The 19,870-nt window shown below is 67.4% G+C and carries 12 protein-coding genes; 7 read left to right on the forward strand and 5 right to left on the reverse strand.

The annotated features are described in order from the left end of the window. The first annotated feature begins 16 nt into the window (after positions 1-16). The gene (locus B9Y86_RS04700) at positions 17-511 is read left to right on the forward strand and encodes a GNAT family N-acetyltransferase (RefSeq protein WP_085483350.1); all 495 of its coding nucleotides are present in this window, start codon (positions 17-19) and stop codon (positions 509-511) included. On the opposite strand, the gene B9Y86_RS04705 is transcribed toward B9Y86_RS04700, so the two are convergent. Further along, entirely contained in the window at positions 492-1,166 is a 675-nt protein-coding gene (locus B9Y86_RS04705) for an HAD family hydrolase (RefSeq protein ID WP_085483353.1), read from the reverse strand. The two genes, B9Y86_RS04700 and B9Y86_RS04705, sit on opposite strands and share 20 nt — an antisense overlap. 138 nt (positions 1,167-1,304) lie before the next feature. Between B9Y86_RS04705 and B9Y86_RS04710 the strand changes: the two genes are divergently transcribed. Together B9Y86_RS04710 and B9Y86_RS04715 are read left to right on the forward strand one after the other, a co-directional pair. Further along, positions 1,305-2,633: an alpha/beta hydrolase gene (locus B9Y86_RS04710; protein WP_085483355.1), complete on the forward strand. Its 1,329-nt coding sequence runs from the start codon at positions 1,305-1,307 to the stop codon at positions 2,631-2,633. Between the two features lie 130 nt (positions 2,634-2,763). After that, a complete protein-coding gene (locus B9Y86_RS04715) occupies positions 2,764-4,689 on the forward strand; it encodes a LamG-like jellyroll fold domain-containing protein (protein ID WP_244894632.1) in 1,926 nt (641 codons plus the stop codon). A gap of 119 nt (positions 4,690-4,808) precedes the next feature. On the opposite strand, the gene B9Y86_RS04720 is transcribed toward B9Y86_RS04715, so the two are convergent. Then, complete coding sequence (locus B9Y86_RS04720; RefSeq protein WP_085483357.1) at positions 4,809-6,113, reverse strand: HNH endonuclease signature motif containing protein; 1,305 nt, start codon at positions 6,111-6,113, stop codon at positions 4,809-4,811. Between the two features lie 233 nt (positions 6,114-6,346). Here B9Y86_RS04720 and B9Y86_RS04725 point away from each other — a divergent pair, with 233 nt between their 5' ends. Continuing rightward, on the forward strand, positions 6,347-11,287 hold the full coding sequence (locus B9Y86_RS04725) for a DUF3320 domain-containing protein (RefSeq protein WP_176223256.1): 4,941 nt from the start codon (positions 6,347-6,349) through the stop codon (positions 11,285-11,287). Positions 11,288-11,324: 37 nt separating this feature from the next. On the opposite strand, the gene B9Y86_RS04730 is transcribed toward B9Y86_RS04725, so the two are convergent. Then, on the reverse strand, positions 11,325-12,671 hold the full coding sequence (locus B9Y86_RS04730) for an APC family permease (protein ID WP_085483362.1): 1,347 nt from the start codon (positions 12,669-12,671) through the stop codon (positions 11,325-11,327). Positions 12,672-12,809: 138 nt separating this feature from the next. Continuing rightward, on the reverse strand, positions 12,810-16,304 hold the full coding sequence (locus B9Y86_RS04735; protein ID WP_085483364.1) for a proline dehydrogenase family protein: 3,495 nt from the start codon (positions 16,302-16,304) through the stop codon (positions 12,810-12,812). A 70-nt stretch (positions 16,305-16,374) separates the two neighbouring features. Between B9Y86_RS04735 and B9Y86_RS04740 the strand changes: the two genes are divergently transcribed. Continuing rightward, the gene (locus B9Y86_RS04740) at positions 16,375-17,958 is read left to right on the forward strand and encodes a phytoene desaturase family protein (protein WP_085483366.1); all 1,584 of its coding nucleotides are present in this window, start codon (positions 16,375-16,377) and stop codon (positions 17,956-17,958) included. A gap of 135 nt (positions 17,959-18,093) precedes the next feature. Further along, a complete protein-coding gene (locus tag B9Y86_RS04745; protein WP_139824728.1) occupies positions 18,094-18,450 on the forward strand; it encodes a DUF3592 domain-containing protein in 357 nt (118 codons plus the stop codon). 19 nt (positions 18,451-18,469) lie between these two features. Here the strand turns inward: B9Y86_RS04745 and B9Y86_RS04750 are convergent, their stop codons facing one another. After that, positions 18,470-19,405: a DNA-3-methyladenine glycosylase family protein gene (locus B9Y86_RS04750; protein WP_085483370.1), complete on the reverse strand. Its 936-nt coding sequence runs from the start codon at positions 19,403-19,405 to the stop codon at positions 18,470-18,472. 109 nt (positions 19,406-19,514) lie between these two features. Between B9Y86_RS04750 and B9Y86_RS04755 the strand changes: the two genes are divergently transcribed. Then, complete coding sequence (locus B9Y86_RS04755) at positions 19,515-19,838, forward strand: hypothetical protein (protein WP_085483372.1); 324 nt, start codon at positions 19,515-19,517, stop codon at positions 19,836-19,838. Positions 19,839-19,870 lie beyond the last annotated feature (32 nt).

Here is a 19,870-nt window from a genome sequence, read left to right on the forward strand (position 1 = left end):
CACCGAAAGGACCTCGATGAACTGGAAGATCGCCCCCGTCGACTACGACCACCCCGACGCCGATCGGCTGAGACGTGAACAGCGCCGAGAACTCGACGCGCGATACGGAAGCAGCGACCACGAACCAGGAATCCCTCCCTCCGCCGACGACGTTCCCGTGTTTCTGGTCGCCACAGATCCCTCCGGCCGCGCCATCGCCTGCGGAGGGCTGCGCCCCCTCGACGATACGGTCGTCGGAGCGCACTCCGTAGAGATCAAACGAATGTATGTGGTGCCGCAGGCTCGAGGCACAGGGGTGGCGACCGCCGTCCTGAGAGCCCTCGAGGCCGCGGCCGCCACGTTGGGAGCGCATCGCGTCGTCTTGGAGACGGGAACCCAGCAGCCCGACGCCATCCGGTTCTACGAGCGCGAGGGCTACGAGAGCATTCCCCTTTTCGGGTCATATATCGGAGGGGCCGAGTCGGTGTGCTTCGGACGACCCGTTTCTGCCGTCACTCCAGCTGCGCCATGACGGCTTCTTCAATGCCCTCACGGTGTGCGCCGTAACGATCCACCAGCAAGGCACTCATGCCTACCGCACGTGCCCCATCGATGTCATGCAGGGGGTTGTCTCCCACGAACAGACATTCCTGCGGCGCGACGCTGAGGCCCGCCGCCAGCAGGCGAAAGGCCGCGGGATCGGGTTTCTGCACGCCGATGCTCTCGGAGATGCAGACGTGGTCGAACACCTCGAGCAGTCCGGTGACGCGCAACTTGTCGAGTTGCTGCTCCTCAGCCCCGTTCGTCAGCAGCCCCACCCGGCGCCCCGTGGCCTTCACCCGCTGCACCAGCTCTACGCTGTCTTCGAAGGAACGCCAGGCCGCCCTGTAGCCCCTCAGGTACAGGGCGAACAGCGCGTCGAGGTCGGCCGCCTCGGTGGGAGCCTGCACTCCCAGTGCCGGCAGCACGGTTCGTAGTCGCTCGCGGCGCTGCTCCTGAAAGTCGATCCGTCGCGAGCGCCAACGTTCGAGCTGTTCCTCTTCGGCGGCGAACCAGAGTGCGCGGGCATCCTGCGAGGGCCCGATTCCGAGCGATTCGAGAAAACGGTCGACACCGACGATCGCCGAACCGCGATGGTCGAACAGCGTGCCGTCGAGGTCGAACCCCACCGCTCGAATCTCGACCATGACTACACCTGTCTTTCACCGCGCTCACGAAACCGGTCTGCCGCTCGGCGTACGGCTGAGTTCAGCCTGCCAACTCGCTCGATCATTCAGATCTTTCACTTCAGTGAAACATGAGATGGTGTCACCAGGAGGCGCGCTGTGCTGGATTGGTTCTACAACATCAACATCGTTGATGGTCCGCTTCCTCTCGTGATCTGGGCGATCACCGTCGCCGGCGTAGTTCTGCTTCTCATCCGACGGCCCAGCCGGCGATGGCTGTTCCTGGCTGTCGGCAGCATGCTGACCGGCGCCGCCCTGGGCCTGGCCGTCGAGATCATCGTCGACGCCACCGGCGTGGTCGGTGTGCCGCTGCCCTCTCCAACAGCCCCGTGGCTCGCCGCCCTGTGCGCGGCCATCGGTCTTGCCTGCATGAACATCGTCAGAACGTCGCGTCGCCGAAAAGTCGCCGCTGTGGCCCTCATCGTCTTTTCGGTGCTGTCGGCGGGTCTTGGCATCAATGCCGGGTTCGGCATCAATCGCACGATCGGATCGGCCTTCGGCGTCTCTACCGGGGCGGCGATCGAAGGACTCACCCGACCCAAACAGGTCGGCCCCGCCCCCGTTCCCGTCGTCACCGCACCCCTCTACGAGAGTTGGAATCCGCCGGCCGACATGCCCACCACGGGCAAGACCGGACTGCTCACCGGTGCTGACGCGATAGCGTCGAGCACGGCGTTCGTGCCCCGCGAAGCATCGATCTACCTTCCGCCGGCGGCTCAGGTAGCCAATCCGCCCGCGCTTCCGCTGGTGGTCATGATGATGGGCCAGCCCGGAAATCCCCAGCCGGATTTCATCGCCGCCGCACTCGACGAGGTGGCAGCGAAGAACAAGGGACTCGCTCCCATCGTGATCATCGCCGATCAACTCGGCGACCCGAACACCGACCCTGTCTGCGCCGACTCCGCCAGATATGGCGGCGTCGACACCTACTTCAACAAAGACATCGTCGCCTACGCGAAGAGCACACTGCACATCGTGCAGGACCCTCGATATTGGACGATTGCCGGGTACTCGAACGGCGGGGCCTGCGCATTCACCTGGGCGAGCAAGTATCCGGAGATCTGGGGCAATGTCGTCGATATCTCGGGCAACGAGTGGCCCGGAGACGAGAACGAGACGGCCGCCATCGCCGACGGATACGGCGGAGACGCCGACGCTTTCGCAGCTGCGAAGCCCGCGGCTTGGCTCGAGAAGAACGCCGGCAAATTCACTACGCACGTGGCGATCTTCACCGCGGGCGAGAACGACCCGGAGTACACGCAGTTCGCGGTCAACAATGCCGCTCTGGCCGAGGCAGCCGGTTTCACGACCAAGAACTATGTCGTGCCAGGCGCCGATCATGTGGTGACGGCCTTGCGTGGCGGACTTCCCCATGCCTTCACCGAGCTCTACCCACGGCTAGGACTCGCTGCACCCCCTTCGCCGTGACCCACAGGCTGAGAGCCGGCTCTGGAATTACTCGGCATCTCCCTACTTTCCAACGGTCGCCATCTTCCGTTCAACGCCCGTTCATCGCACCGTCGATTGATCAGGAAAAACGCGGAGAAAACTCGACGCCGTGCCCGAACACACCGAAAATCACGATCGTCCCGGCCTCTCTCGCCGTGGGTTCCTGGCCGCCAGCGGAGCCGTGGGCGCCCTGGCCGCAGCCGGTATGGGCTCTGCCGCGCCCGCCGCGGCGTCACCCTCCACTGCCGGCCCGCTGATAGCCGCAGCATCGTCGGCGCAGGCCGCCTCCACCTCCGCGGTCTCCGCGAAGAAGTGGTCGCCCGACCTCCCGTCACCGCGGTTCACCTTCGCGGTGATGCCCGACACCCAGTACATGTTCGATGGAGCATCGATCGATCCGAAGCCGCTTCGCGCCTCGCTGCACTATCTGCTGTCGGAGCAGAAACGACAGAACATCGTGTTTCTCGCACACCTGGGCGACCTGACCCAGAACGGCGCCGCCGCCGAGATGGCCGCCTCGGGTGCTGAATTCGCGGTCCTCGACAAAGCCGGCGCGGCCTACAGCGTGCTGGCAGGCAATCACGACATCGATTCGTCGACCGACGATCAGCGAGGACAGACGGCATACCTCGATGTGTTCGGGCCATCGAGATTCAGCGGTTCAGACAGCTTCGTCGACTCGTCGCCCGACGGCTACAACACGGCGCACCGGTTCACTGCCGCAGGACGCGAGTGGCTCGTTCTCGCGCTCGACTGGCGAACCAGTTCCGGCGGTCTCGCATGGGCGCACTCCGTACTGGCGGCACATCCCGAATCACCGGTCATCCTTACCTCGCACACGCTCGTCGACTCGGCCGCTGACGGCTCGGCAGCATTCGACGAGTATGGGCAGGGCCTCTGGGACTCGTTCATCGCCAGTCACGACCAGATCTTCTTGACCCTCAACGGCCACTACTGGGGACCGGGTCGCACGACGGCCGTCAATGCGGCCGGGCACACCGTCGACCTGCACCTCACGAACTACCAGAACCGCTACTACGGCGGCGCGGCGATGATCAGGCTCTACCACTTCGACATGGAACGCAATGTGATCGACGTCGAGACGCTCTCGCCCTTCCTGATCGACGGCGGACTGAAGACACCGAACGAGCTCGCCGAGCAGGAGACGAGCCTGAGCGGCGACATCGACCGATTCACCGTGCAGATCGACTTCACCGAACGGTTCTCGGCATTCGCGCCAGTGGCCGCTCGCCCGGCGCGCTCAGCGCAGAGCATGCTCGTCTCCGGCACGACCGCCTATTGGCGATTCGATGGTCAGCCGAACGGCGCGACGGTGAGCGGTTCGACGCGCGTGGCCGATCTGAGCGGAAACGGCAACGATCTCATCGTCGCGGGTCGGCCCGGCGCAGTCGCCGGCGCCCTCCTCTGGTCGGATACCCATCATCCCGACCAGCCGGGCGCGGGCAGCCTGGCGCTGACCGGCGGTCGGCCCGGCGGCGACTACCTGAAGACCGTCGATCAGGCACCGCTGAACAGCAACCAGTTCCTCCGCGGCTATACGGTCGAGGCTTTCTTGTTTCTGCCCGCCACATTCGACGGCAGCGCGAACGGATTCTGCGCCCTCCTGTCTCAGTCGTCATCTGCCGGCGAAGCGGGTAAGGCGCACTCCAGCAGCGGCGACCCGCAAGAGCCCTCGGTCACGTTGAGCCTCTCCGGCGACCGAGAGCTGCAGTGGTGTGTCTACCCCGCCAGCCAGGACGGCTCGCTCACGAACTGGGGCCACGAGCTGCCCCTCGCCGCCTGGTGGCACGTCGCGATCGTCAACAACGGCAAACACACGACGATGTTCGTCGACGGATGCCCTGTCGCACGAAACCCCTCGACGACGAACAACGGTCTGGCGGTGGTCGGCCAGCCCTGGCTGCTCGGTGGCTACAACTACGGCGGCAAACTCGATCAGGTCTTCGTCGGCAATATCGGAGACGTCAGATTAGCCGAACGAGCCCTCGATCCGAGCGAGTTCATGATCGCCTAGCCGACGTCCACCTCTTCAGCCGCAGACTCGAAGGCGGCAGGCTCGAAGATCGTGGGTCGTTCGGTGCGTTCGTGTTTGAGCGCGCCGTGTTTGAGCGCGCCGTAATCGCTGTTTGTCCTCTAGAAAGGGCAGTCCGCGAGATACTCCTCCGATCCTGTCGATCTGGCCGCGGTAGTGATGGCGTCTTCGAGTTGTTTCGGTGCGGGTCGCATCCGTCCTTCCGGGCGGACCGTGTACTGGTAGCCCGCTGGCGACGTCGCCGTCAGGGTGTCGTCTCCGTTCTGCACGATCTGCCACCTCGTGTGGTGTTTCACTCGGTGGTGCGCCTGGCTCAACGGCGCCAAGTTCTCCGGGATCGTGTCCCCTCCGTAGGCGTGGTCCTCGGTGTGGTCGATATCGGCCTGCTCTGACGGGACGGTGCAGCCGGGGAACACGCATGTCGGGTGCACTAACCGGGCGTGGTCGATCATCTTTCGTGTGGGCCGATAATCCCTCGGGTCGGTGGTCAGGATGCGCCCGGTGATCGGGTCGGTGAGGATCCGCCGCCACGACGTCGCCTCCGCCGTCAGCTGCGCCGCGGTGGCGGGGTCGATGGGCCCGTAGCCGCGAAGGATCGCCGCCTCCTCGCCAACACCCAGCAGCGTCATCGCCGGGACCATCACGTGCACCCTGCCGCGGACACCGCGGGTCGCACCGGGGATGGAGGTTTCGCCGTTGAGCATCAGGTCGGTGAGGGCATCGAGTTTCAGGTGCGTCATGCTCCGCGGATCGCCCCCAGCCCTGAGACCTGCCGCCAACCGAGTCGCCCGGTCGGTGATGGCGTGAATCTCAGGTGCCGGAGCGAACAGGGTCAGATACGCCATGCCATCCGCCGCCGGATCGGCATAGATGCGCCGGGTCGCTGCTGCCTTCTCCGCCCGTTCGACCGCGGTGGTGGGTTGGGCGATCTCGACTTGGGCTCTTGCTTTGCGGTCGAGTTGCTTCGGATTCACCTCCGCGGCCAGCGCCGCGAGTGTGGTGTCGTACGCCACCAGCGCCTCACCCTGAAGGCCGTCGGCGTGCTTCGCGATGACCTCGGCGTGCTCCCACGACACAGCACCGGCCGCCACTGCGGCGAGTGTGGTGGGGAGATCATCCACGAGAGCAGTGCTGGTGTCGATCAGAGTCGCGGCGCGATACTCGGTGCGGCGGGTGAGCTGGGCGAGTTCGGTGAACAACTCGACCCTCTCGACCCGGGCGGTCGACCACACAGGCCCACCGGAAGAGGTATCTGTTGGTGCCTGCCTGTGCAGGTGATGAGCAGCGTCGGTGACGCGTCTGGCCCTGATGGCAGACAGTCGGGCTATCTGCTGATCGAGGGCGGCGACCTCTTCGAGCGCGACCACGTACGGGTCGGGTTCGAGGAGCGGAATGGTGGATGTCATGTGAGAAGTCAAACAGCAGCCACCGACACTGGGATGGAACTCCCATTCTACGCTTGATCAGGGAATATCACTGTTGATAAATCCCCGAGGGTGCTCCCTGTGGAGGAGCAGATGACGCCAGTGAGCGAGTCCGAGGTCGTACGAGGCCGCGCCTCGATTTCACCAAGCACGGCTCGGCACATCCGCCCCACGCAGAGCAGCGGCGACACTGGATGCAAGGGGAGATAGGCACCATGACCAACAACACCGGCGAGCCAGTCAGGCGCGCACCGAGACACGCGGCACCGATCATCGACGGCTCTGAACCCGTGCGCGACGCCCTCATCGAAGATGCTCCCACCCAAGACGCTCCCCTGAGCGACGCTCCTCCCGTCGACGCTCCCATCGACCCCGAAGACGCCGTCGTGCTCAGCCGCCTCGAGCGTAACGACGACTCCCCCGCGCGCGTGCGCAACTGGAAGCGCGACCTGCTCGACCTCACCCTGCGCAATCCGCTGCTCAATATGCCGCGCACCCAGAAAGTGCTCGACCTCGTCGTGCCGCCGGGCCTGCTCCCCTCGATCGACGACGCTGTGCACGCGGGCCGCAAGCTCCGCCTCTCGAGCGGGCTCGACGCATCCGGCCGCAAGCGGGTCGACGGCATCGACTCGCACACGCCGCTCGCGCACGACGAACTGAGCGCCGTCTTCCGCACCTCGCGCACGCTCTTCTCTCAGCTCGATGACGAGAAGCACCGCAAGCAGCTGCGGGCGATGAAGCGCGAGGCCGAGTCTCTCGAGCAAGAGACAGGCAGCAACTACCTGTACCTCACGCTCGGCACGCTGATTCACACACGACCGGATGGGCGCGAGGCCCGCGCGCCCCTGTTCCTCATGCCGGTCCGGCTCACCGGCGGCCTCTCGTTCACCCCCTACTTTCTCGCCGCCGAGGACGACGACCTCGCGACGCCGAACCTGTGTCTCTTGCAGTGGTTCGAGACCACGCAGGGGCTCGACCTCTCTGAGCTGCGCGAGCCGGCCATCGACGACTCCGGAATCGCGATCGAGGCGGTGTTCGACGGCATCCGCCGCCAGCTGGCCGAAGCCGAGCTGCCCTACCGGCTCGAGGAGTCGGTGAGCCTCGCCATCCTGCGCTTCTCGACCTTTCAGATCTGGAAGGATCTCGAGCGCAACTGGCGCTCCCTTCTCTCGAACCCCGTGGTCAGGCACCTGGTCGAGCGGCCGGGTGAGACGTTCGTCGAACCGGCCGGCAATGCCCGCCCAGAGATCGACGAGGCCGCTCTGAGGCTGCCGATCGCGGCCGACGGCTCTCAGATGGCCGCCGTCGTGCGCGCCACGAGCGGCCAGTCGTTCGTTCTCGAGGGCCCTCCGGGCACTGGCAAGTCGCAGACCATCACGAACCTCATCGCCCACGCGCTCACAGAGGGCAAGACGGTGCTGTTCGTCGCCGAGAAGCAGGCCGCCCTCGAGGTCGTGAAGCGACGGCTCGATCGGATCGGCCTCGGCACGTTCAGCCTCGAACTGCACGGCGCCAAACAGTCGATGAACACGATCCGCGAGCAGCTGCGCGAGTCGTTGCGCCTGCGCGTGCCGACCGATCCGCACGCCTGGGCCCTGGCCGACACCCGGTTGCGTTCGGCGATCGCCGAGCTCGACCGGCATCCGGCGCGGGTTCACTCACCCAACGCGCTGGGCTACACGGTGTGGTCGGCCTACGATGCTCTAGCGACCCTCGGCGAAGGTCCTACCGCGGCGGTGCCCGCGAACTGGCTCACCACAACCCCCGCCGAGAGCCCCACTATTCTCACCCGCGACTTCCGCGACGCCGCGCAGCGCTTCGGGCTGCGCGCCGGCCACCCGTGGCTCATCGCCGGGGCGACCGATCCGGCCCAGCTGCAGGTCGCGCCGGTCACCGATTCGCTGCGCGACCTCGCCGCCGTGCGACCCCGCCTCGACGGGCTCTCGCCCGAGGCACGCCTCGCTCTCGGAGACCTCCGCCCGGCGACCGAGCTGCCCGTCGCATCCCGCCTGCTCGAGGCCCGCTCTCGTGGCCTTCTGCCCGCGACCGACGCGCTCGCGACCATCGACCGATCGACCTGGCGCGAGGCATCCGAGGCCCTGCGCGCCGGCCTCGTCGACTACCTCGAGCGTCACGCCGCCGTGCTCCACAGCGTCTCGCCCGCGGCGATCGAGGCACCCAAACTCGACGAGTGGGCCGAGCGATCGGCCGCCCTCGACGCCGCCTGGTTCGTGCCCGAGCTGCGTCGCCGTTCGATCCGATCAGCCATGCGGCCGCTGCTTCGCGCCGGATTCGAGCCGAGCGGCAAGGCGGTCACGCCGCTGCTCGTCGGGCTTCAGGCCGCACGATCGGATGCGCAGGAGCTGCAGCGCCAGGCCGCTGCTCTGGCGGGTCTCGTTGTTCCTGCCGGCTGGCAGCCCTACGCGCCCGACGCGAAGAACATGCTCGACACAGCCGTGCGCACCTCGCTCGGCTCGGTCTGGTTGGCGAAGCGCACCCCGCGGGCCTGGGGCTGGATCTCGACCGCACGCGACGGCGGCGAGGCCGAAACCGCAGTGCGCGACGGAGCAATCGTGCGCGACATCGATGAAAGCTGGAACCGCTGGCTCGCCGCCATCGGAGCCACAGGACTCACGGTTCGGCAGTGGGCGCACGGCCGCGACTGGGTCTCTGCGTGGGCCACCGACGAGGTCGCCTGGCTGATCGACGTGCGCGCCACCGGGCTGCTGCAGCTACAGCGCTTCACCGAGACCAGGCGCCAGCTAGAGCACCTGCGCGAACTGGGCCTCGCGGGCTTCAGCACGCAGTTGGCGACCGGCCAGATCGAGGCAGCCGACGCATCCGAAGCCCTTCTGCGAGGGCTCGCCACCGCGTCGCTCGACGAGCGACTGGCGGCGACCCAACTCGACAGTTTCGATGGCGACGCTCAGGACAGGCACGTCTCTGCCTACCGAGATCAGGGCGCCTTGGTGCGCGAACAGCTGCGCAGCGAGCTCGCCTCAGAGCTGCTCGCCGCGCGCCCCTTCGACGCCGACGAGCTGCGCGGCGAGGTGGCCGAACTCGCTCGCCAGATCGAGCGCAAGCGCGGGGGCCTCGCCTTCCGCGAGGTGGCCCGCCGCTACCCGCGAGCGCTCACGTCGATCGTTCCGGTGTTCCTGATGAGCCCCGGATCTGTGGCGCACTTCCTCGATCCCGACAGCATCGAATTCGACCTCGTGATCTTCGACGAGGCGTCGCAGATCAGGGTTCCGCAGGCCATCGGCGCGATGGGCCGAGGCAAGGCCGTGATCGTGGTCGGCGACTCGAAGCAGATGCCGCCCACGAGCATCATGCAGGTGGATGCGACCGGTCCCGACACGCCCGCCGCCGACCGCGATCAGCCGCTCGTCGTCGAAGACCTCGAGTCGATCCTCACCGAGTCGGTGGAGTCGGGGCTGCCGCAGCTGTGGCTCAATTGGCACTATCGCAGCCAAGACGAGAGCCTCATCGCGTTCTCGAATGCCGCGTACTACGGCAACAAGCTCGTCAGCCTCCCGTCGCCGAGCAGCGCTGGAGCGAAGGCGACCCCGGGCGCCTCGGCCAGCACCGGCCTCAGCTGGCGCCGCGTCGACGGCGTCTTCGACCGCGGACGAAGCCGCACGAACGAGGTCGAGGCGCAGGCCATCGTCGACGAGATCGTGTCGCGACTGCGCGCTCCCGCCACGATGCGCGAGTCGATCGGAGTGGTCTGCTTCAACGTGCAGCAGCGCGATCTGATTCTCGACAAGCTCGAAGACAGCACCGATCCGGTCATTCAGAAGGCTCTGCTCGCGGCCCCCGGCTCCGAGCTCTTCGTCAAGAACCTCGAGAACGTTCAGGGCGACGAGCGCGACACGATCCTGTTCTCGCTGGCGTTCTCCAAAGACCCCGACACGGGCACTCTGCCGCTGAACTTCGGACCGCTCAACCTTCCGGGCGGCGAGCGCCGACTCAACGTGGCCGTCACCCGCGCAAAGCGGCAGGTCGTGCTGTTCAGCTCGTTCGACGCGGGAGACATCCAACTCACCCGCTCGCGCGCCCAGGGCATCGCCGATCTCAAGGCATATCTGAACTTCGCCGCCACCCGCAGCGTCGGCGCACTTCCCGGTGGCGGCCGAGGCGGGGCGCAGGACGCCGTGACCGGCAACCAGGGACGATTCGTCAACGAGATCGCCGCCGCCCTCCGCGACCGCGGCCTCGAGGTCGAGACCGGGCTCGGGCTCTCGTCGTTCACGGTCGACATCGCCGTGCGTCGACCTGGCCAGACGTCGTGGGCCGTCGCCGTGATGGTCGACGGGCCGGGTTGGGCGTCACGAGCCACGGTCAGCGACCGCGACGGCGCGCCGAACCTGCTCGTCGACGTGATGTCGTGGCCCGCAGTGATCCGCGCGTGGCTGCCCGCGTGGGTGAGAGACCGGAGCGCGCTCATCGCCCGCATCGTGGTCGCGGTCGATCACCCCGCGAGTGCGCGACTGCCCGACGCGGATGCGGTTCAGGCCGTGCGCGAGGCGGGCAAGGCGGCCGATCGGGCTGCTGCAGACGCGGCGGCAGAGAAGGCGTTCCCCACCGCGGTCTCGACCTCGACGCTGGCCCGCGAACTGCCCGTGTTCGAGCCGGCAGACGACAGTGCGGTCCATCCGCAGTCGGCTCTCGACAACATCGACTCCGTGCCCGTCATCCGATCGATGGCGGCAGACATCCTCGACGTCGAGGGGCCCATCCCTCTCGACCGCCTGGTCGGCACGATCGCCCGCCGCTTCGACTACAGCCGAGTCGGCGATGCGAAGCGCTCACTGCTGCAGCACATCGTGCGCGAGGCATTCACGGTCTCGGTCGACGACTTCGTGTGGCCCGCGAGCCTCGATGCGTCGAGCTGGCGTGGTGCGCGACGCACGTCGTCGAGCACAGTTCGGCCGGTCACCGACGTGAGCCCACAGGAGATCTCGAACGCGATCGAACTGCTGCTGGCCGAATCGCTCTCGATCGATTCAGACGAGCTGCTGCGCGAGACCGCGTCGGTGCTGGGTTACTCGAGGCTGACTGAGCAGACGCGCACCTGGATCGAACGCGGCCTCGCTCTCGCCCTTTCAGAGAACCGAGTACAGCGCGAGGGCACGAGGCTGGTTCGCACGCAGTAGCCCGCGCATCGCACGCCTCCATGTGTCACAGATCGACCTATTCTTCGAGTTTTGGGTCGATTCGCGCCACATGGTGCGAGCGCAGTTCGCGCAGCACGAACCCCGCCACGACCACGAGTACGCCCGTCACCACGGCGGGCAGCGGCAGGGTGACCACGAGCACTGCACAGCCGAGCGCACCCAGCACGCTCACCGCGCGCGGATACCGCCGATACGCTCTGGCCTGCCGAAACGCCGCCAGGTTCGCGACGAAGTAGTACAACAGCACCCCGAACGATGAGAACCCGATCACTCCGCGCAGATCCGCAACGAGCACCAGCACGACGACCACCGCGCCCACCACGAGCTCCGCGCGATAGGGCGTGTTGAACCGAGGATGCACCGCGCTGAACCAGCGCGGCAGATCCCCCTCGCGTGCCATCGCGAAGGCTGTGCGGCCGAGCCCTGCGATGAGCGCCAGCAGCGCGCCGAGCGAGGCGAGAGCGGCCCCGATGCGCACCAACGGCGAGGCCCACGCCCATCCATTGGTCGTGACGACGTCGACGAGTGGGTTGTCGGTGGCCGCGAGACCGGATGCGCCGAGCGCCCCGAGCGCGGTCACGCCGATCGCGGCGTAGATCACCACGACGACCGCGAAGGCGATGCCGATCGCGCGAGGGATGTTCTTCGACGGATCGCGAACCTCCTCACCCAGAGTGGCGATGCGCGCGTAACCCGCGAAGGCGAAGAACAGCAGGCCCGCCGACTGCAGAACAGCGAGCGGGCCCACAGACCCGCCGCCGGATCCGCTACCAGACTCGCCGCCGGGAGAGGCCGTGCCCGAAAGCCTCCATTCCCCGCCACCGCTGAACCACGATTGGAGGTATTCGGGCACAACCGCCCAGCTTCCGCCCAGCAGTCCGGATGCGACGACCACCGCGAGCAGGGCCAGCACCGGAATCACGATCACCTTCGTGAGCAGCGCAGTGCGGGTGATGCCGAACAGGTTCACCGTGACGAGCATGACGACCACCGCCACCGCCACGGGGCGCGCCCACGGAGAGGGAACGGCGTAGGCCGCGAACACCATCGCCATCGCGGCCGAGCTCGCGGTCTTGCCGACGAGAAAACTCCAGCCCGCGGCGAAGCCCCAGCGCGGTCCGAGTTCCTCTCGGCCGTATACATAGCTGCCTCCGGCCGACGGATACTGCGCGGCCAGCTGCGCCGACGACGAGGCATTGCAGAACGCGACGATGGCCGCGACGACGAGACCAATGAGCATCCCGGCGCCGGCGATGTGCGCGGCGGGCTGGAACACGGCGAAGACGCCCGCGCCGATCATCGAGCCGAGACCGATGAAGACGGCATCGCCGAGACCGAGGCGGCGCTCGAGACGAGATGACATCACGCGCGAACGCTAGCGCACGCCAGTAAACACCCGGTACCGGAGGGGCGAGATGACACTTCGGGCGAGCGCAATCGTCACCTCAGCGGCGCCGGAGCACCCGAACTGCCACCTCAGCCCCCTCTGGCGCAGCCACGGCTACAGCAGGCCGTCGGTCAGAGAGCTCGGGTTGCCGAAGCGGTGATTCGTGATCGACACTGCCTGCTCTCGCACGAACGGCAGAAGCTCGATGCGGCCCGCGCGCGTGACCTCGCCGGCGTACACCGCGACATCCGGTTCGTCACCCAGCGCGTCGGCGAGCTGCGTGGCCGAGCCGCCGATGAGCCGGATGCGCGGGGTCGCGACCCCTTCCGCGGCGACTCGGGCGAGCCACGCCTCGTCGTTCTCGATGACCACGCGCACGTTCCACTCCTTGAGCAGGGCACGCATCGGCCGCGGAAGCTTGTGCGCCGATGACAACGTGACCTTCGAGCGGGCGAGCGTCGCCGCCGAGAGCACGCGGAGAAGCTCGTGCCTCTCGCCGTCGTCCGACAGGCGCACCGTGACCGGAACGGGACGGTAGCGCAGCACGTTGCGCTCGACACCGAGCCCCGATCGATCGACGGGGGCGAACGAGTCCGACCAGGCGACCGCGTCGCTCTTGGCACCGCGGCGGGCGATGTCGAAGTGGTTCCAGTCGAGGCCGGCTTGAGCCGAGTCGAGCAGTGCGCCCACGCGGCCGTCGAGCCCCGCGTTGCTGAGGCCCTGACTCGGTTGGCCCTCCTCGGTTCTCCACGAGCCGAGGTGCACGAGGTAGTTCGGGCCGCCGGCCTTGGCCCCGGCGCCCACGGCGGAGCGCTTCCATCCTCCGAACGGCTGGCGCTGCACGACGGCGCCCGTGATGCCCCGGTTCACATAGAGGTTGCCCGCCTCGACGGTGGCGAGCCACTGCTCGATCTCCGCCGCGTCGAGCGAGTGCAGCCCGGCGGTCAGCCCGTAGTCTGTGCCGTTCTGCAACTCGACGGCCTGCTCGAGCGTCGACGCGTGCATGATTCCGAGAACGGGCCCGAAGTACTCGGTGGTGTGGAACGGCGAGCTCTCCAACACGCCCTCGCGCACTCCCGGGGTCCAGAGTCGCCCGTCGGAACTGCGCCGCACGGGCTCGACCAGCCACTTCTCGCCCGGACCGAGCGTGGTCAGCCCGTCGAGCAGCTTTCCCTCTGCCGGTTCGATGAGCGGGCCCATCTCGGTGAGGGGGTCGGATGCGTAGCCGACCCGCAGCGACGACACCGCATCGACCAGCTGTCGGTGAAAGCGCTCGGAGCGCGCGACAGAACCGACGAGAATCACGAGCGACGCGGCCGAGCACTTCTGGCCGGCATGGCCGAAAGCGCTCTTCACGATGTCGGCGACGGCGAGGTCGAGGTCTGCTGCGGGAGTCACGACGATGGCGTTCTTGCCGCTCGTCTCTGCGAGAAGCGAGAGGTCGCGCCGCCACGAGCGGAACAGCTTCGCGGTCTCGTATGCGCCGGTGAGAATGACGCGATCGACGCTCTCGTGAGCAATGAGCTGCCGAGACAGATCGCCCTCGTCGATGTCGACGAGCGCGAGCAGATCACGCGGGATGCCGGATTCCCACAGCGCCTCGACGAGCACCGCGGCCGAGCGTCGCGCCTGGGGCGCGGGCTTGATGATCACTCCGCTTCCCGCTGCCAGCGCAGAGAGCACCGAGCCTGCCGGGATGGCGACGGGGAAGTTCCATGGTGGCGTCACGACCGTGAGCGCCGACGGCACGAACACGGCGCCATCGACACGGTCGAGTTCCGCGGCGCGCGCCGCGTAGTAGTTGGCGAAGTCGATCGCCTCGCTCACCTCGGGGTCGCCCTCGGCGATGGTCTTGCCCGTCTCCGTGGCCATGACCTCGATGAGTCGGTCGCGGTTCGCCTCGAGTGCGAGCGCCGCACGGCGCAGCACGGCGCCGCGCTCGGTGCCCGTCTGCGTACCCCAGCGGGCGCCCGCCGCTCGTACCGACTGGATGATCCCATCCAGCGCCGCGGGATCGGTCACCCGAGCCGCGTCGATCGTGTCGATGCCGATACCGTTGTTCGGCCCGACGAGACTCAGGATGCGTCGGCCCCAGCTGCGATTCGCAGCCAGCGAGGGATCGGTGTCTGCCGTGTTCTCGAACTCCGTCGCGCGAGCGAGCTCCGAGAGATCGCCCCGATCCTGAGTGCGGTTGCGCATCGGTACGCCCCCTGAGCCTGTCGACGGGCCGGGCTCGACAGCCAAGGCATCGACCGAAACCAAGAACCGATTCTTCTCCCGCTCGAATGCCGCGTCGCTGGCGGCGATGTCGAAGACGCTCGACATGAAGTTCTCGTCGCTCGCGTTCTCTTCGAGGCGGCGCACGAGATAACTGATCGCCACATCGAACTCTTTGGGGTGCACGACGGGGGTGTACAACAACAGCTGCCCGACCTCGCGGCGAACAGCGTCGGCCTGAGCGGTCGCCATGCCGAGCAGCATCTCGAAATCGATGCTCTCGGTCACGCCGCGATTCTTCGCGAGCAGCCACGCGAGTGCGATGTCGAACAGGTTGTGACCGGCGACTCCGATGCGCACGGCGTCGGTGCGCTCGGGAGTGAGCGCCCACTCCAGCACACGCTTGTAATTCGTGTCTGTGTCGCGCTTGGTGTCGTAGGTGGCGAGCGGCCAGCCGTGGATGGCCGCATCGACGTGTTCCATGGCGAGGTTGGCGCCCTTCACCACGCGCACCTTGATCGGCGCGCCCCCACGCTCGCGACGCGCGGCCGCCCATCTCTGCAGGCGCTGCATCGCGCCCAGCGCATCCGGCAGATACGCCTGCAGCACGATGCCGCCGGTGTAGCCGAGCAGCTCTTCGCGGTCGAGGATCCGCATGAACACCGCGAGGGTCAGGTCGAGGTCGCGGTACTCCTCCATGTCGAGGTTGATGAACTTGTTTTCGGGAAGAGCGATGCGGTACAGCGGCAGCAGGGTCTCGGCCACGCGCTCGACCGTCTCGTCGAACGCCCACATCGAGAGATCGCTGGCAACTGCCGACACCTTGACCGACACGTAGTCGACGTCGGGCCTGGCGAGCATCTTCTCGGTTCCCTCGAGGCGGCGTCGCGCTTCGGCAGAGCCCAGAACGGCCTCGCCCAGCAGGTTCAGGTTGAGTCGCGATCCGTCGGCACGCAGCTTCTCGATCGCGGGGCCGAGCTTAGAAGGGGTCGCGTCGACCACCAGGTGCCCGACCATCTGGCGCAGAACCTTGCGCGCCGCCGGCACGACGACTCCCGGAACGACCTCTCCGAAGACTCCGCCGGCCGCCACGGCACCGCGCAGGTACCACGGGAGAAACGCCGGTACCTTGCGGCCGAGGATCTGCAGATTCTTGGCGGCCACCGCCGTGTCTTCGGGCCGAGCGACGCCATCGACGAAGCCCACCGTGAACGCGAGGCCGTCGGGGTCTTCGAGCACCCCGGCCAGACGTTCGGCGGAGGGATCGGGGGCCACGTCTTTCGACTCGTCGAGCCAGCGACGCACGAGCGCCACTGCCTGCGACGCGAGGTCGGCGGGAGTGAGGCTCGGATCGGCCTCGAAGTCGGGCGAGTTCGGGTTCGCAGAGGTCACTCTTCGAGGATATGACGTGGGCGCCTCCAACAGCCGGAGGCGGAGCGCAGCCCGCAACTATGCTCGAGGCATGAGCACCGCGGCCCTGCCCTCCGAAGTCGACGTCGTGATCGTGGGCGGGGGCCACAACGGCCTCGTCGCAGCCGCATACCTCGCCAAGGCCGGCCGCTCGGTGCTGCTGCTCGAGCGACTCGAGCACACGGGCGGAGCAGCCGTGTCGGCGCAGGCCTTCTCGGGCCATGACGCGCGGCTCTCGCGCTACTCCTATCTCGTCAGCCTTCTGCCACAGCGCATCATCGACGACCTCGGCCTCGACATCACTCTGCTGCGCCGCCGTTACTCCTCATACACTCCTCTGCCCGGCACCTCGACCGGGCTGCTCATCGACAACGGCGACGCCGAGGCCACGGCCGACTCGTTCGCCGCGATCGGCGCCGAATCGGATGCGCGGGGTTTCGCAGACTTCCAGCAGCGCACGGCGAGGCTCGCCGAGAGCCTCTGGCCGAGCCTGACCGAGCCGCTGATGACCCGCTCGGAGGCGAAGGCGCTCGTGGCCGATGATGCGAGCTGGAATGCCTTCATCGAGAATCCCCTCGCCGGAGCCATCGAGGCCGATGTCGCGAACGACCTGGTGCGGGGCGTTCTGCTCACCGATGGGCTGATCGGAACGTTCGCCCGAGCATCCGACGAAGACCTCGCGCAGAACCGGTGCTTTCTGTACCACGTGATCGGCGGCGGAACCGGCGACTGGGACGTTCCGGTCGGCGGCATGGGCGCGGTCAGCGGCGCGCTGTGGCACGCTGCCACAGAGTCCGGCGCCACGATCGCGACCGGCGCCGAGGTCACCTCGGTCGACCCCGACGGCACGGTTGCGTTCACGATCGACGGCGCAGATCAGGTCGTTCGCGCGCAGAGAGTGCTCTCGAATGTCGCGCCGTTCGTGCTCGACCGCCTTCTCGTTGAGAACAGCGCCGACGACGCCCGAACACAGCCCGAGGGAGCGCAGGTGAAGGTCAATCTGCTGCTGTCTCGTCTGCCGAAGCTGCTCGACGAGACGGTCTCGCCCGAGGCCGCGTTCGGAGGCACGTTCCACATTCACGAGGGCTACGCCGAGCTCGACCGCGCCGTCGACGATGCGGCTTCGGGCGCCATCCCCTCGCCGCTGCCCGCCGAGATCTATTGCCACTCGCTCACGGACCCGTCGATCCTGTCGCCCGAGCTGCAGGCATCCGGCGCCCATACCCTCACCGTGTTCGGCCTTCATGTGCCCTCGCGACTGATCACCGACGAGAACAACGACACCATGCGCGAGCGCCTGCAGGCTGCGGTGCTCGCGTCGCTGAACAGCGTGCTCGCCGAGCCGATCGAAGGATGCCTGCTGCGAGACGACGAAGGCCGGCCGTGCATCGAGACCAAGACCACGCTCGACATCGAGCGCGCACTCGGCATGCCGGGCGGCAACATCTTTCACGGCCCGCTGTCATGGCCGTTCGTCGAGGATGGCTCCCCGCTCGGAAGTCCCGCGGAACGGTGGGGCGTCGCTACGCGGCACGAACGCATCCTGGTCTGCGGCTCGGGAGCTCGACGCGGCGGGGCGGTGAGCGGGCTCGGCGGCCACAATGCGGCGATGGCAGTACTCGAATCAGTGAGCTGACGCAGCAGCTCAAAGCCTGAACTTTGCTCATAAGTCTTGACTCGACGTGAGTCGCTGTGTCTACGATGAATCATTCGCATCCGATCGCCGCGTAGTGGCGCGTTCACGATTCGGATGCTCGATCAGATTGCGTCCATGGATCTCGGTTTTCGAGCGAAGAAGTGGTTCGGTGCCGACGAGCTGCCCCTGCGCCCCGCCGTGGTGCAGGGCATCGACGATGAGATCGAGAACCCGTTCGATGTCGACGTGACGCTGATGCGCGACTGGCCTCGGGCAACCGCAACGATCGTCACCGTCGAACGCACTGGAGAATGGATCGACCGCAACGAGTTCTTCGATCTGACTCTCGAGATCGAGCTCGACGGTGTCGGGCGCTACTCGGTGCGGCAACGACAGCTCGTTCCCGAGAAGACGAAGGTCGATTGGCGCCCCGGTGGCGAGATCGGCGTTCTGGTCAACCCGAGCGATCACTCGAAGACTGTTCTGGCCTGACCCATTCGCCCGGCTCGAATCAGTGCGCTCGGTGATCTTGGATCGTCATGCGCGCGCCATGCCTGGGCTTGGCGAAGCCGCTGGCCAGAATGAGACGCACGATGCGCTGTCGGTGCCCTCGCCAGGGTTCGAGCAGCTCGAGCATGCCATCGTCGTCGACGGGCGAGCCGGTCAGTGCATAACCGACGTGGGCGGCGAGGTGGTAGTCGCCCACGCTCACCGCGTCGGGGTCGCCGTGCGTGCGCTGCGTGGTCTCGGCCGCGGTCCACCGACCGATACCCGGCAGCGTCTGCAGCCGTTTCGCGGCCGTGGCAGCATCCACACCGGCTGCACGCTCGAGAGCGGTGGCGACCTGGCACGCCGACACCACCGTGCGGCTGCGACGCGGATCGACGCCGGCGCGATGCCACTGCCACGAGGGCACCCCACGCCAGATGTCGGCGTGCGGTGAAACGTACATGCCGGCGGGAGCAGGGCCGGGAGCCGCGTCGCCGTGGATACGAATGAGCTTGTACCAGGCCCGGTGCGCTTCGAGCGTGGTGACCTTCTGCTCGATGATGGCCGGCACGAGGGCCTCCATCATGAGCCCCGAGCGGCTGAGCCGCATTCCCGGGTTGCGCCGACGCACCTCCGCGAGCGCGGGATGCGTGTCGAGCGACAGCTCGGACCAGTCGTCGTCGTGACCCAGAAGCGTGGGAACCCGCTCGATCACCCAGTGCGCACCCTCGCCCCACGCGTAGGCCTCGATGCCGTGCCGGCGTTGGCGCAGCAGCAGCGTTGCCGCTCCGATCGGTGTACGCACCGTGCGCCAGAACCCCTCGGGCGTCGCGCGGCAGGTCGGGTCGCCCGTTCCTCTGCTGTGCACGCCCATGGTGCGCGCGACGTCGACGTCGTGCGCCGGCGCGTAGACGGTGGCGACGACCTCGGATGCCGCGGGCGCCGCCTCAAGAGTCATGGTGACGGCAGGCTAACCCGAGGCTCAGACATTCGCCGCATCGACGCGTGATCATCTCCCGTCACGGCACGTTCACCCGCGCGTCACCGAAGCCTGACACAGTGGCGCCATGCACACGTCGACGGCGACCCTCACCGCCCTCCACTCCCCCCATGCGCTGTCGGTCTTCACCGATCGGCTGGCTCGGTATAGGCGCATGCCGGTGGATGCCCACGGCTTCATCGTGTCGATTCCCGACGCGGGGCGCGTGCTGGTGCGGCAGGAGGGTCGTTCGCTCACGCTCAACGTCGTGGCGGCCGACGAGGCCACACTCGCGGCATCGATGGCGGCGGTCGTGAGCGAGCTCGAGCAGGGCTTCGGCCGCTCCGACTTCAGGCGCAGCATCTCGATTCGCTGGCAGCGTCGCGACATGGTTCCGGTCGCGCTGCGCTGATCGGCAGCACTTCACTCCTCATCACTGCAGCG

It is taken from the genome of Agreia pratensis, assembly GCF_900177685.1.
GTDB classification, from domain to species: Bacteria; Actinomycetota; Actinomycetes; order Actinomycetales; family Microbacteriaceae; genus Agreia; species Agreia pratensis.

Bases quoted from the DNA above. Each gene is read 5' to 3' on its own strand.
- B9Y86_RS04700 (WP_085483350.1), top strand. From the start codon at position 17: ATGAACTGGAAGATCGCCCCCGTCGACTACGACCACCCCGACGCCGAT.
- B9Y86_RS04705 (WP_085483353.1), bottom strand. From the start codon at position 1,166: ATGGTCGAGATTCGAGCGGTGGGGTTCGACCTCGACGGCACGCTGTTC.
- B9Y86_RS04720 (WP_085483357.1), bottom strand. From the start codon at position 6,113: ATGACATCCACCATTCCGCTCCTCGAACCCGACCCGTACGTGGTCGCG.
- B9Y86_RS04725 (WP_176223256.1), top strand. From the start codon at position 6,347: ATGACCAACAACACCGGCGAGCCAGTCAGGCGCGCACCGAGACACGCG.
- B9Y86_RS04730 (WP_085483362.1), bottom strand. From the start codon at position 12,671: ATGTCATCTCGTCTCGAGCGCCGCCTCGGTCTCGGCGATGCCGTCTTC.
- B9Y86_RS04740 (WP_085483366.1), top strand. From the start codon at position 16,375: ATGAGCACCGCGGCCCTGCCCTCCGAAGTCGACGTCGTGATCGTGGGC.
- B9Y86_RS04745 (WP_139824728.1), top strand. From the start codon at position 18,094: ATGGATCTCGGTTTTCGAGCGAAGAAGTGGTTCGGTGCCGACGAGCTG.
- B9Y86_RS04750 (WP_085483370.1), bottom strand. From the start codon at position 19,405: ATGACTCTTGAGGCGGCGCCCGCGGCATCCGAGGTCGTCGCCACCGTC.
- B9Y86_RS04755 (WP_085483372.1), top strand. From the start codon at position 19,515: ATGCACACGTCGACGGCGACCCTCACCGCCCTCCACTCCCCCCATGCG.